General features: G+C 65.0%; 10 protein-coding genes. 4 read left to right on the forward strand and 6 right to left on the reverse strand.

The genetic code is table 11. The features are described from left to right. The first annotated feature begins 1,235 nt into the window (after window positions 1-1,235). The 4 genes from BMY29_RS19910 to BMY29_RS19925 all read left to right on the forward strand — a co-directional run bounded on the left by BMY29_RS19910 (window position 1,236) and on the right by BMY29_RS19925 (window position 5,086). Window positions 1,236-1,634: a DUF5805 domain-containing protein gene (locus tag BMY29_RS19910; RefSeq protein ID WP_049990553.1), complete on the forward strand. Its 399-nt coding sequence runs from the start codon at window positions 1,236-1,238 to the stop codon at window positions 1,632-1,634. Further along, complete coding sequence (locus BMY29_RS19915; protein ID WP_049990552.1) at window positions 1,624-2,688, forward strand: tyrosine-type recombinase/integrase; 1,065 nt, start codon at window positions 1,624-1,626, stop codon at window positions 2,686-2,688. Before BMY29_RS19910 ends, BMY29_RS19915 begins: the two co-directional genes overlap by 11 nt. A gap of 281 nt (window positions 2,689-2,969) precedes the next feature. Next, complete coding sequence (locus BMY29_RS19920) at window positions 2,970-3,776, forward strand: N-acyl homoserine lactonase family protein (RefSeq protein ID WP_049990551.1); 807 nt, start codon at window positions 2,970-2,972, stop codon at window positions 3,774-3,776. After that, the gene (locus tag BMY29_RS19925) at window positions 3,773-5,086 is read left to right on the forward strand and encodes a hydroxyacid-oxoacid transhydrogenase (protein ID WP_049990550.1); all 1,314 of its coding nucleotides are present in this window, start codon (window positions 3,773-3,775) and stop codon (window positions 5,084-5,086) included. The genes BMY29_RS19920 and BMY29_RS19925 overlap by 4 nt, the downstream gene beginning before the upstream one ends. Before the next feature lie 82 nt (window positions 5,087-5,168). Here BMY29_RS19925 and BMY29_RS19930 read toward each other — a convergent pair whose 3' ends face one another. From BMY29_RS19930 to BMY29_RS19955, 6 genes are all read right to left on the reverse strand, one after another. Then, window positions 5,169-6,104, reverse strand: coding sequence for a phosphoribosyltransferase HisG-related protein (locus BMY29_RS19930; protein ID WP_049990588.1), 936 nt, complete (start codon window positions 6,102-6,104; stop codon window positions 5,169-5,171). Window positions 6,105-6,179: 75 nt separating this feature from the next. Next, the gene (locus BMY29_RS19935; RefSeq protein WP_049990549.1) at window positions 6,180-8,243 is read right to left on the reverse strand and encodes an AAA family ATPase; all 2,064 of its coding nucleotides are present in this window, start codon (window positions 8,241-8,243) and stop codon (window positions 6,180-6,182) included. Between the two features lie 79 nt (window positions 8,244-8,322). Next, window positions 8,323-9,162, reverse strand: coding sequence for an MBL fold metallo-hydrolase (locus BMY29_RS19940; protein WP_049990548.1), 840 nt, complete (start codon window positions 9,160-9,162; stop codon window positions 8,323-8,325). 200 nt (window positions 9,163-9,362) lie between these two features. Then, window positions 9,363-10,571, reverse strand: a complete 1,209-nt coding sequence (locus BMY29_RS19945) for a DUF7344 domain-containing protein (protein WP_049990547.1) — start codon at window positions 10,569-10,571, stop codon at window positions 9,363-9,365. Between the two features lie 254 nt (window positions 10,572-10,825). Next, the gene (gene dph2 / locus BMY29_RS19950) at window positions 10,826-11,875 is read right to left on the reverse strand and encodes a diphthamide biosynthesis enzyme Dph2 (RefSeq protein WP_049990546.1); all 1,050 of its coding nucleotides are present in this window, start codon (window positions 11,873-11,875) and stop codon (window positions 10,826-10,828) included. 146 nt (window positions 11,876-12,021) lie between these two features. After that, window positions 12,022-12,612, reverse strand: coding sequence for a DNA-binding transcriptional response regulator (locus BMY29_RS19955; protein WP_074854883.1), 591 nt, complete (start codon window positions 12,610-12,612; stop codon window positions 12,022-12,024). Window positions 12,613-12,698: the final 86 nt, after the last annotated feature.

Genomic DNA, 12,698 nt, shown 5'->3' on the forward strand with positions numbered 1-12,698 from the left:
CGTTTACGATAACCGCTGTCCCGTTCGCTCGGCGTCCGTCTTCACCGTCTGTATGCCTGCGTGCTGGTGTGCTGATCTCCCGGCGCCGGACCGGGCGCCTAGTCGCCACTTCTCCTTCCTCACGTCTCGAGTCCCCGGTTTTCGTCGCCGCTATCGCAGCCGCGACGGTCTCCACCTTCGGATCCGTCGAGACCGGGACGGGGTGTTCCGAACGAACCGGATCGTCGAATCGGCGTCCGTGCTCCGACGCCGAGACCGCCACAATCGACTGCGTATCGCGAGGACGTCGTTCGCCACTGGCACCCGATCGTCACGGCGATTACGACCGGGATACTCGGACGGCGATCTACGAACGGAACGCGAGAATCCAACTACCGAAACCAGGCGTCGAGCAGCGACCGTTCCAGACGCTCGCTCCAGTCAGCACTACCGATTCCAGCCATGGACCCGGGCGGGGCCGCGTTGCGTTCCCTGAGTCTGCTTCCTCGTCAGTAGGTCTCAGTGCTTGGTGTCCGATGCTCGGTGGTAGGGAGGCCAATCCGAACGCGTCGCCGGCCCGATTGCGAGGCCGGCACCGGACGGTCGTCTCCGATGGCGCGGTTGGCCGTCCAGTTCTCGCAGAGAGTCAAGGAGCGCAACTGATTTTCCTGGCGTTTGATCGGTCTCTCGCCTTCCTCCACAGCCAAGCCTCCTTCCGCGTTCCGACGCCTTCGAAGAGAGCCGGTCCGGGGCCGGTTCGCCAGGCCGGGAAAGTCGCCACATCGACGGTCCCGCCGATTCCGCTCGTCCCGACCGGTGCCGGCGAACGGCGTCCGTCGACTCGTTTCGGACTGCCGTGCGTTCGATCGTGATCCGATCGGGGGTGTGGTACCGAGACCGTACATGACTGACTCGGCGAACCGCGCCGCGCTCGATCGACGGGCAAATCAAGTCGACCTCGCGACTCGGTCGACGGCCAGGCGGTCGTCTCGAGTGGCAGTCGCCTACTCGATGAGGCGAACAGATGCCCGGCATCGCGACACCGATGGGCCCAGTACGAACTCACCCGCTGTATCTGTATCTCGAATTCTGGTACTAGACTTACAACATCTTTATCTCAAACGGTAGGACTTAGAGTAAGCTAATCTTATATTCTGGCACCCATTTTGGCGCAAATGATATCCCACAATCTGAGATAAACATACTTAGCTCGAATAATGGGTAGATTGAATATCGTCGCTGCTAACGGGTTGGGTATGAGCGATTCGGCGGATACATCTCGAACCGCTGTCAAGACCTACGTGCCGGCCTACCAGAAAACGGAGTGGCAGTCCCACGCCGACGAGTTCGGGATGAGCCAGAGCGAGTTCGTTCGGACGATGGTCCAGGCCGGTCGAAAGGGGTTCGAACCCGATTCAGAGGAACCCGATTCTCCGGACGCAGACCCTGGGGGTAACGGCCTCGAAAGACAGGTCCTCGAATTACTCTCCGCTGACACGTACTCGTGGGAGGAACTCCTCGATGCGGTCTCCGACGACATCGAGTCGCGACTGGACGAGGCCCTCGAGGAACTGCAAGCGAACAACCGGATTCGATACAGCGGTCGCCACGGCGGGTACACCACGGTCGACGGCGGAGGGGCCGATGGCGACTGACCCCGAATCCGCCGCCGGCGCGTCCGACGGCGTCGACGATCCGATCGCGTACTTCCTCGACGACCAGCGCTATCACGGCAAGAGCGAGCAGACGCTCGAGGCCTACGAGCGCATCCTCCGCCGGTTCGAGGCGTTCATCGACGAGCGCTTCGGCGTCGACGCAGTCGCGGGGGCCCAACGCCGGGAGTGCATGGCATGGATCCACTCCCTTCGCGGCGAGTTCGAACCCAGTACGATCGCCACGTACGCGTCCTACCTCAACCGGTTCTACGACTACATGACCCGCGTCGGGGCCTTCGACGACAATCCCATGGGCCTGGTCATGGAGGAACTCCCCGAGTCGATCGATACGAACCCGACCAGGCGGGACATCTCGGTGCCGGAGATGCGCTCGTTTGTCGGCGGGATCGCCCATCCGCTCGAGCGGGCCGTCGTCGTCACGCTCCTGAAGACGGGGATGCGCGTCGGAGAACTCTGTAACCTCGACCTGCGGGATCTGCACCTCGAAACGCCGGAACTCGACCTCGAGTGGACGACGCGGGTCGGTCTCGAGCGGCGGCCGTCATCGCTGTTCGTCGCGGCCGAGCCGGCCCGCGGGACGACCGTCAACGGCGAGGAGCGGACGGCCTCAAACAAGCGCAAGCGTGAGACGGTCGTCCCCGTCGACGGCGAACTCCGGCGGGTGCTACTCGAGTGGCTGGCAATTCGGCCGGACGCTGTCTCGTCGGCCAGGCCGCTCTTTCTCGACACTGGCGAGTCGTGGGGACGACGGCTCGAACCGTCCGACGTCCGCTATATCGTCGAGAAACATGCCCGCGATCACGGCTGGTACCGAACCGGCGGCGGGACCCAGGAGAACGTCACACCCCACTACTTTCGGCACTTCTTCACCACGCATCTGCGGGACCGAACCGGGGACCGAGGGATCGTCCAGTACCTCCGTGGCGACGTCGCCGGCGACGTGATCGATACCTACACGCACAACTGGGGCGACCGCGTCCGCGAAACCTACCTCGAGCACATCTACACCGTGGCTCGGCGACCGGTGCAGTGATCGGCTGGAGTCGGATTCGTTCACCGACTCCCCAAAGGAGTACTACTACCGTAGTAAACTCCATTGGCTGAGAACCGACGAATAAATCCTATACTGCTATAGGAATATTGGGGGTGACGGCGCTGGAATTCTTCGACGCGAACTCCGCGTTTCACCCCCTGCTCCGTCGTTGCCGCGGTACTTGGCCCGTTGAGCGGTTTTTGTCGTCCCACTAGCGGCGACCCCCTTCTCCCCGTACTATTATGATATTTCTCGTGGTCGAACAACCGTGACGATTGCTAATGGTCGATGCTAGCATTCACGTTCTCGATCGCGGCGGCCTCGAGTGCGACATGAACTACATGATGGAAGGGCACGTGCTCGGCACGCACGACGAGCCGAACCCGGATATCGACTACGGCGAGATCCCGGTCTGGAACCTCGTGATCGAGCACCCCGAGGGGACGATCCTCTGGGACACCGGTTCCCACCACGACGCCGCTGACGGCCACTGGCCCGAGGGCCTCGTTCAGGCGTTTTACCCGCACGACGCCCACGAGCATCGGCTCGACGACGATCTGAACGAGGCCGGCTTCGGCGTCGACGACATCGATTACGTCTTTCAGACCCACCTACACTTGGACCACGCCGGCGGCCTGGAATTCTTCGCCGGGACGGACGTGCCAGTGTTCGTCCACGAGCGCGAACTCGAGTTCGCCTACTACAGCGCGAAGACCGACAAGGGAAGCGACGCGTACGTGCTCGAGGACTTCGATCACGACCTGAACTGGCACGTCTTACACCAGGACCGCGAACGACACTTCGAGGATCTGGAATTCGTCCGATTCCCGGGACACACGCCAGGCCTCACGGGAACGATGATCCACCTCGACGACGAGGGCACGCTCGTGTTCACCGGCGATCAGGTGTACATGGCGGATAACTTCGAGGAAGAGATCCCGCTCGGGGCGGCCCTCCTGTGGGGGCGGACCGAGTGGATCGAGAGCCTCCGTCGCATCGAGGCGCTCGAGCGCCGTCACGACGCCGAAGTCGTGTACGGCCACGACCCCGACCAGTTCGACGCCGTGCAGCCGGGGTGGGGGCTGTGAGCTACGATCGATCCGTCTCCGCCGATCCGCACGAACTCGCACCCGAAACCGTCTGGCACGTTCGGATGCCCGAGATTCGCGTCGGTCGGGGCGCGGTCGCGGAACTGGGCGCCCAACTCGACGATCTGGGCGTCGAATCGAACGCGCGGGGACTGATCGTGACCGACGAGACGCTCGTCGAGATCGGTCACGCGGGGCGAGTCGCGGACCGCGTCGAAGACGCCGGCTTCGACGTCGACGTCTACGACGGCTCGGAGCGCGAACCGTCGATCGAGGCCGTCGAGGAGTGCATCTCGTTCGTCCGCGAGGAGATGGGCGAGGACGGCTACGACTTTTATCTCGGGCTCGGCGGCGGGAGCTGTCTCGACACCGCGAAGACGACCCGCGCGATCGTCGCTAACGGCGGTTCGATCCTCGATTACGTCGCCGAGCCGACCGGCTCGGGCGAACCGCTGACCGAATCCGGCCCGCCGCTCGTACTGCTCCCCACGACGGCCGGCACGGGATCGGAAATCTCGCCGGTTGCGATCCTCTCCGTCGCGGAGAAGGAGATTAAGGAAGGGATCTCCAGTAATAACGTACGCGCCGACGCCGCGGTGCTCGACCCGACGCTGACGACGTCGCTCCCGCCGGCACTCACCGCGAAGACGGCGATGGACGCGCTCGGTCACGCCATCGAGGGCTACACGACCCACCGGTACGACGAGTTACTCCGTCCCGAGAATCCCGCCGACCGGCCGGTCTACGCCGGCCGAACCGGGTTCACGGAACTCTTCAGCGAGAAGGCAATCGACCTCCTCTCGAGCAACGTTCGCCGGGCCGTCAACAACGGCGACGATCTCGACGCTCGCGAAGCGATGCTGAAAGGGGCCCTGTACGGCGCGATCGCCGGACTGACCGCCGGCGCGAGCCTCTGTCACGCGATGGCGTATCCGGTCGGTAACAAGTATCACACCTACCACGGGGAGACGATCGCCGTGCTCACGCCGGCGAGCACGCTCGGCTACAACGTCGCCAGCGATCCGGAGCGGTTCGCGGCCATCGCGGACCTGCTCGGCGCGAACACCGACGGCCTGGCCGCGCGCAACGCCGCCGATCGAGCGCGCGAGGAGTTCGTGCGTCTCCAGCGAGACGTGAACGTTCTGCCGAGCGGACTGCACGAACTCGCCGGGGTGACCGAGGACGAGATCGATTGGCTGGCCGAGCGGACGGTCGAGACCCAACAGCGCCTGCTCCGGTGTAATCCGCGGCCGGTAACGAAAGACGACGTCGCGGCCGTCTTCCGCGACTCGCTGCACAACTGGGAGTAGCGGACGACCTGAATCGGAGTCAGAACACAAGAACCGAAACCGAAATCGAGACCGAAACGAGAGCGGAACGGCCAGGCGAACGCTACGGCTCGACGGCGAGTTCCGTCTCGAGGTCGGCCCCGTTCAACAGCGAGCGGACGAACTCGACCGTCTCGGACGTTTCCGCCGTGTTCTCGAGTAGAACGGTCTCGCTCGGGAACAATTGCTCGCCGAGCAAGAGCCCGTGGTCGCGGGCGGTCGAGCCGGTGACGGTCAGGTAGACGCCCAGGCCCGCGTCGGCGATGGCCGCCTCCTCTTCGCGCCCTTCCTCGGGGTACCGGAACTCGATCCCGTCGAGGGTTCCGGTTCCGAGGACGGCCTGGACGAGCCGTTCGTACCGCGGTTCGATACACAGCGGTCCCTCGTAGCGCTTGAGGAAGTCCCGATCGAGCGAGCCCGCCGACGGCGCGACCTCGGGCCCGGCCAACAGCGTGTGGTAGACGGTGTCGCCGAGGCCGGTGACGACGCGGACGTCGGTATCCGCGGGGTCGATCCGAGCGTTGACGTCGGCGATCCGACCGAGCGGCTCCGGCCGGAGCTCGACGACCTCCTCGAGAACCAGATCGGCGCTGTCGAACCCCAGCGCGAAGTCGTGGGTGCGGAGCGCGCGGAACGGCTCCTCGCGACCGACGAGCTGGATCGCGGCGTCCGTGTCGTCGGGCGCGCCGTCGACGTCGGTGAGCGGGATCGTGACGCTATCGAAGACGATCCGGCGCGGTTTCCCGGCACGGTCGTCGCGCACTAGGGTGTACTCGGGATCGGTCGGATCGGCGACGGTGCTGTAGTCGGCGAGACGATGGTAGACGCCGCGCTCCTCGTCGGGTTCGATCTTTCCCTTCGTGAGTGCCTTCTCGTGGCGAAGCGTCGACGTAATATCGTCCGCGAGTTCGGGGACGGCGAGCCGGTCCGCGAGTCGGTCGAGCACCGACTCGAGGGGGCGCCCCTTCCGCGGCACAGCGATCGGTATCGTCTCGCCCATCGACCGGTTCTCCACCGGCGACGGATAAACGAGTTGTGTTTCCGGAACGGTCGTCCGTCGCCCGCGTCCGTCGGCTCAGTCCGAGAACATCGAGCCGAGCTGGTCGCGCCACTCCTGGATGTCCGTTACGTCCGCACGGACGTCGTCGAGTTCGTCCTCGACCGTTTCCAGATCGTCCGCGACGGACTCGACGTCCGCTTCGACGGCGTCGACGTCGTCCGCGACGTCCGAGAGGTCTCCCTCGATCGTCTCGACGGTGTCCTCGACCCCCGCGAGGTCGTCCGTCACCGTTTCAACGTCGTCGTCGACCGTCTCGATGTCGTCCGCGAGGTCGTCGACTGTCGTCTCGACTGCGTCGACGTCGTCGGAAACCTCGCTCAACCCCTCTTCGAGGTCGGCGTTCCAGTCGGTGAGATGGTTCACGTCGCCGTCGAGTTCGTCGATCCGGGACGCCGTGCCCTCGAGCCGATCGTCGAGCGACGCGACGTCGGCCTCGAGCGCCTCGATGTTGCCCTGAAGCTCCTCGATGAGTTGCGCGCCGGTGCCGTTCTCCTCGAGGAACGTCTCGAGCGCTTCGGTGTAGGCGGCGACCTCATCGACGGAGGACTGAAGGTGTTCGACCTTCGCGATGTCGGGCCCCGCGGGCTCGAGGTCCAGTTCGTCCTGCAGGGCCTCGAGATCGTCGTCGTCGACCGTCCCTTCGCGGATCTCGGTGGCCAGGCGGGCCGCGATCGACCCTTCGAGTTCGGACACGGACGGCGACACCGGAGCCGGGTCCGGTTCCGGCTCGGCCGGTTCGGTTTCGATCGGTTCGTCGGCGTCGTCGGGTTCGGGAGCCGTCGCGGTCTCGGGGTCGTCCTCGACTGCGGGTGCGTCAGACTCGGTGTCGGCCGGATCAGTGTCCGCCGGGGTGGCAGGGGCAGACGGTTCGGAGTCTCCACCGACCGAGTCGGTCGCCGTCGATTCGTCGGCGATCACGGTCTCGTCGTCGGCCGTCACGTCGTCGTCGACGTCGACATCCGCTCCGTCCTCGGCGGCCGCGCCGTCGTTCGCACCGCCTGGCGCGTTGGATTCGGAATCCGAGTCGGCCGGTTCGGCCGCCGGGTCCGGTTCGTCGTCCGCGGCCGACTCGATCGATCGGTCGGGCGCCGAGTCCGGGTCGGATCCGGAGTCGTCTACGTCCGGTTGGAGTTCGAGTTCGGTCCCCGATTCGCTGTCCGTTTCGCCGTCGCTATCCTCGGTGTCCGCGGCCGCCGAGCCGTCGAGATCGAGGTCGATTTCCGGTTCGCGCTCCGCGGTGTCGGCCTCGTCCGCGTCGGGTTCGTCCCCGACGATGTCGTCGGTATCTTCCGTTTCGGTTCCGAGATCGAGGTCGACGCTCGGTTCGGCGGCCGCGTCGTCGGTCTCGTCGGACTCCGGAACCCCGTCTTCTTCGAATTCGAGGTCGATGTTCGACGGTTCGCCGCCCGCATCCGTGTCTTCGTCTGCGTCTGCGTCCGCGTCCGCGTCGACCAGCCCGGAATCGACGTCGCCGAGATCGAGGTCGAGTCCGCCGTCGTCCGCGTCGTCGGTCGCCGGCTCGTCGGCAGCGGCCGCGGGCTCATCCCGAACCGCCTGGCCGCTGTCGTCGCTGGCACCGTCGGCTTCGAGCCCTGGAACCGAGTCCGACTCACCGGCGATCATGTCCTTGACGGCCTGCGTGCGGTCTTCGGAGACGATGGAGCCGATGACCTCGTCGTCGACTTCGGCGGCTCCCGATTCGCCGTCGTCGTCGGGGCTGAGTTCGACGATTGCCGGTTCGGTGAGGAACTCGGCGGCCCGGCTTTCGTCGGTGAGTTGGATGCCGTAGACCGTCTCGAGTCGCTCGTTGGGCTGGAGGGTCGTCGTGAACTCGACGTGGTTGTCCTGGTAGGCCGTCCAGTCGTCACTGCGGTAGTCGGGGTGGAACCCGACTTTGTCCATCGGGAACGATTCGGGGATGTCCTCGGAGAGTTGAAACGTGACCGGGTCGTCGCGGTCCGATTCGATCTGGAATCGGATCACGGGGACGGGGAACTCGTCCGATGAGAACGTCTTCCGGACGGTCACCCCGTTAGCGCTGACCTCGATCACGTCGTCCGCGTCGGCGGTGCTGCTCATATGGAGCCAACGTTACCATACCATTACTATAAATCGTACGGACAAGTCAAATCCGGCTCACGAGGTACCGCCTCGACGATCAGAGGTCGACGCGGTCGCCGATCTCGACGATTTCGAGCCGCCGTGGATGCGTGAAACTATTCGCGTGGTGATGGAGCGCCGTCGGGTCGGCGGTGAGTCCCTTCCACATGTCCCAGTGGCTCGGGAGGAGCCGCTCACACTGCAACGCGGCGGCGCATTCGATGATCTGGTTCTCGTCGTTGTACCAGCGAGTTCGTTTCGGTTCGCGGGTCCGTTTGTCGGGGATCCGTCCGACGGTTCCGAACGCCAGCGCCGCCAGGTCGATGTCGTACTCGTCGCCGATCCGGTCGAACTCGTCGCTTGGCTTCGTGTCGCCGCCGTGGAAGAAGGTGCCGGCGTCGTGCTCGATCACGTAGCTCACCGGGTGGGTCGCGTCCGGATCGTGCGCGTCTTCGACGTGGACCGTGAACTCGCCGATCTCGAGCGTCTCCCCCTCAGCAACGTCGGTCAGTTGGTCGGCCGCGACGTCCCACTCGTCGGTCCACGACTCTTCGTCGCGGGCGACCGCGAGGCTGTCGTCCGGCGCGTAGAAGGTCGCGCCCGTGTTCGCGAGGATCGGCGCCTGGCTCGGCCCGTGGACGTGGTCGGTGTGTTCGTGGGTCGCGAGGACGGCGTCGGCGTCCGCGACGTCCTCGGGGTCGAACGGAACGGGGATCATGCGGACCGTCCGCGGCGGATCGCCCAGGCCGACGTACGGATCGATAAACAGCGTCGTGCCCTCGCTGCCCTTCAGAACGAAGCCGTTGCAGCCGAGATACCAGATCGCGACGCCGTCGGGAGTTGCGTCCGCGACGTCGCGGACGAGCCAGTCGCCCCAGTCACTTCGGATTTCGGTCATGCGTGAGGATGTGACCACCGACCGCGTAAGTGTTACCGTCTCGGTGCGAGTCGGCATCGATGCCGCGCCTGTTTCGGAGCAGTGCTGTGGCTACGGATGCGGGGGTGCCTACGGCTACTGGTGACGGTACCGACGAGCGAAAGCGAACTTAGTCCGCAAGAAGAGCTGCTGTGAGCGGATGCGCGACGATCGACACGGCGTTAGAGCGGGAACTCCGCGGTGATCTCGTCGCGTCGGGCGTCGAGGCGGTCGACCCGCGAGCCGAGCATCTGCTGCATGAGGACGACGAGCCCGTTGTGTTGACCCTCGCCGAGAATCGCCGTCTCGGTGAACTTGTCGCTGGACGCCTGGCGACCGATCGTGCCGAGCATGATCGCCTCGCGGTCGGCAAAGACCAGGCGGCCGACGGACTCGCCCGCGGGGGGCAGATTGAGCCAGTCGAGTTGGGGCTCCCAGAGGGTTACTTCGGACACGCGCTCGCGCACGAGCTCGCGGACGCGAGGATCGCGCGAGCCGAGGTAGACGTCGACGCCGCGGTCCACGGCGTCCCCGATCCGGCGGACGCAACCCTCCTCGAGCAATCCCGTGGTCGTGAACATCAGGAAGAGCTCGTCGTCGGCGCGCTCACAGAGCGACTGGCCGGTCGAGACGATGGTCTCGCGCCCTTCGAGCGTGCGGACGTCGGCGTCCTCGGCGACGTCCGCGTCGACTGCCTCCGCGTTCGTGTCGCCTCCTGATCGAATCCACTCGACGCGAACGATCGGATGGCCCTCGTAGGAGACCCGATCCGTGTCGGCGTCGTAGCCGACGAGCCCGGCATCGTTCAGCACGGGCAGGTGGACGTGGACGAGCGCAGCCAGGACTTCGTCGACGCGCTCCTGCGAGACCTCGCGTTCGCTCGCGTCGGCCTCCCGGGCCGCGACGTCGCGCGCGAGCGTCTCCGTCGCGATGGAGTGGTACTGGTCGCCGAGTACCGAGAGGATCGTCCGTCGGCGCTCGTCGGCGAGCGCTTCGAACACGGCGTCGAGTTCGTCCGCGTCTGCACCGGCGTCTCCGTCGTCCGCGAGGAGGGCCGCGAACTCGGACTCGTCGAACGCCCGATGGTCGGCGGTCGCGATCGCGCCGTCCTGGGTCTCGGTGAGCAGCCCCGCATCTTTCAGCTTGGGCACCAGGCGGTGGTGGAGATCGATGCGGGCCCGCTGATGCTCGTCGTCGGTGACGTCGGCGAGCCGTTTATCCGTTGTTACCGCCGCGAGCCGGAACGCAAGATCTGTTTTCTCGATTCCCGAGCCCTGGGACGACCGCTCGCCGACGAGCCGGAGCACGGTCCGGGAATCGGCGTCGGCGAGGGAGTCGAAGAGCGAATCACGAGTCGCGGTCGCGGAGCCGCTCGGAGCTGAGTTACTCATCGACTACTGGTCGGTGACTTATGTGCAAAAGACCTGCTCCAAACTGATTTGGAATCAGCAATCTATTACCGCTATTTAGCGGACTATACAGGTATAAACAGTCACTGCAGAGAGAACATAACAATCTATTTCGATTCGGGTACTGAACTTGAGATTTCGCAACAGTCGCTAAACAGACCGGTAATAGCTCGGAAAGCGACAGTGTGACGGCCGAGCAAAAACCGGGCGTCCGTGTCGACGGCGAAACGGCGGGGCTACCAGGTGCCGTGGAACGTGTCGAACGAGAGTTCGTCGAGGGGCTTGTTTCCGACGGCGATCTCGTACTCGCCGGGGGTGAGCATCGGCTTGTGGAACTGCGGGCCGTCGTCGGTCGTGATCCGCGGACAGCCCGTGTTGACGAACGCGTCCATATCGAAGTTCCGCAGGCGGTCCGGCGTCACCTCGTCCATCGTGATGAGGTAGGCGTCGTCGTTATCCGCCAGAATTTCCTGGGCGGTCTCCCAGCGCCCCTGGCCGATCTTGGTACAGAAGATGACGCCCCACTTCTCGGCGTCCATCGCCTTGTGGACCGACGCGTAGCGCTGCTTCATGAACTTCTCCGTGTCCGCGAGCGTGACGATGTTGTTGACCGGGTCGGCGATGACGACGTGCTTGTCGGGGTACTCCATCGCCAGGCCGAGCGGGTGGAATTTCCCGCCGCCGACGTACAGTACCTGGTCGGCGGGGACGTCCGCGCTCGCGTAGTTGCAGCCGAGCACCTGCCCCTCGTGGGTCAGTCGCTCGTCGCCCCGACGGCTGTGGACGTCGTAGCCCCGTTCCTCGAGGAACTCGCTCATCTCCTCGTAGCGGTTCATGTGCTGGGCCGTCGTGACTAGCCCGACGTCTTCGGTCTCTTCGGGCGGCTCTAAGGTGTCCAGGGCTTCCTCCATGATCGGCGTGACCTCGACGTTCGAGAACAGCGGCACGTAGATCACCTTGTCCGTGTTCTTCATCGGCGAGTGGCCGAAGTGGACGAACACGTCGGTGCGTTTCATCAGATAGGTATCGAGATCACAGGCCCCGTAACAGGGCTGGCCCGAGAGCATGAACGTCACGTCGTCGTCGGCCAGTTCCCGGAGATCGTCGGCGACGGCGGGCCCCCGTCGCTTCAACCCCTCGGGGAACTGCAGCCCGACTTTCTTCGCGTCCCGCTCTTCGATCGCGTCGACGATCTGTTCAAGTTCGTAGTCCCACTCGCGATCGTGTTTGAGACGCATTCCCGTATTCCGGAGGTCCCCCTCGGTATACTCCGACTCCTGACTCATTAGCCGCCTTAACGGCCACGGACGTATATACTGCACGCTGTCCGTGAGCGAGGAATTCCCCCTGTTGCGCCGATCGATTTGGGCACGGACCGACGTCCGCTATGGTCGATCGTCTCGGTGTCGTACGGCCACAGTTCGGCTCCCGATCAGGATCGGTTCCCGGCCCGCCGGAGTTCGGTTCGCTCCTCGGCTTCGCAGGTCGCGAGAACGGCCCGGAAGTCCACGCCGTCGAACGACGTCACCAACTCGTCTGCGGTCTCGACCAATTCGCCGAGTCGATTTTCGATCGCCGCGTCGGTCGCGGCGCGGTCCGAGGGCGACGCCGAACCGGGCTCGCACTCGACCGCCCCGCGTTCGGCCGCCACCGCCGCATACTCGGTCAGCAATTGGTCGTAGCGAGCGCGCCGTACCAGGCGGTCGACGGTCTCGCGGAGGTCGGCTTTCGAAGCCGATTTCGGAATCCCGATACCGACTTGGTCCCCGTCAACCCGGGTTCGGCCGAGAATCGTCGTCGTATGCGCGTCGCGTCGTTCGATCGCCGTCGCGACGACGGTCCCGGTTTCCGTCCGGAGCTCGCGGTCGATCACGGCTGCGTCGACGGTACCGATTCTCGCCAACGCGTCGTCGCCGTCCGTCGTCGTCTCGACGCGGTAGTCGTCGACGAGCCACGATCGTACCTGCGCCACCGTCTCGGGCTCGGGAGCGGCGATGAGCACGCCACCAGCATCCCCAAACATAATTAGATTTGGTAATATATTTTGGTTGAACCGATATCAAACTATGGACTGATCCACCGCCGGTAACCGATTCGGCCGACTAAACA

The organism is Natrinema salifodinae (assembly GCF_900110455.1).
Lineage (GTDB): Archaea > Halobacteriota > Halobacteria > Halobacteriales > Natrialbaceae > Natrinema > Natrinema salifodinae.

What these genes read in the sequence shown, in the direction of transcription:
- BMY29_RS19910 (WP_049990553.1), top strand. Translation starts at nt 1,236, where the DNA reads ATGAGCGATTCGGCGGATACATCTCGAACCGCTGTCAAGACCTACGTG.
- BMY29_RS19915 (WP_049990552.1), top strand. Translation starts at nt 1,624, where the DNA reads ATGGCGACTGACCCCGAATCCGCCGCCGGCGCGTCCGACGGCGTCGAC.
- BMY29_RS19920 (WP_049990551.1), top strand. Translation starts at nt 2,970, where the DNA reads ATGGTCGATGCTAGCATTCACGTTCTCGATCGCGGCGGCCTCGAGTGC.
- BMY29_RS19930 (WP_049990588.1), bottom strand. Translation starts at nt 6,104, where the DNA reads ATGGGCGAGACGATACCGATCGCTGTGCCGCGGAAGGGGCGCCCCCTC.
- BMY29_RS19935 (WP_049990549.1), bottom strand. Translation starts at nt 8,243, where the DNA reads ATGAGCAGCACCGCCGACGCGGACGACGTGATCGAGGTCAGCGCTAAC.
- BMY29_RS19940 (WP_049990548.1), bottom strand. Translation starts at nt 9,162, where the DNA reads ATGACCGAAATCCGAAGTGACTGGGGCGACTGGCTCGTCCGCGACGTC.
- BMY29_RS19945 (WP_049990547.1), bottom strand. Translation starts at nt 10,571, where the DNA reads ATGAGTAACTCAGCTCCGAGCGGCTCCGCGACCGCGACTCGTGATTCG.
- dph2 (WP_049990546.1), bottom strand. Translation starts at nt 11,875, where the DNA reads ATGAGTCAGGAGTCGGAGTATACCGAGGGGGACCTCCGGAATACGGGA.
- BMY29_RS19955 (WP_074854883.1), bottom strand. Translation starts at nt 12,612, where the DNA reads ATGTTTGGGGATGCTGGTGGCGTGCTCATCGCCGCTCCCGAGCCCGAG.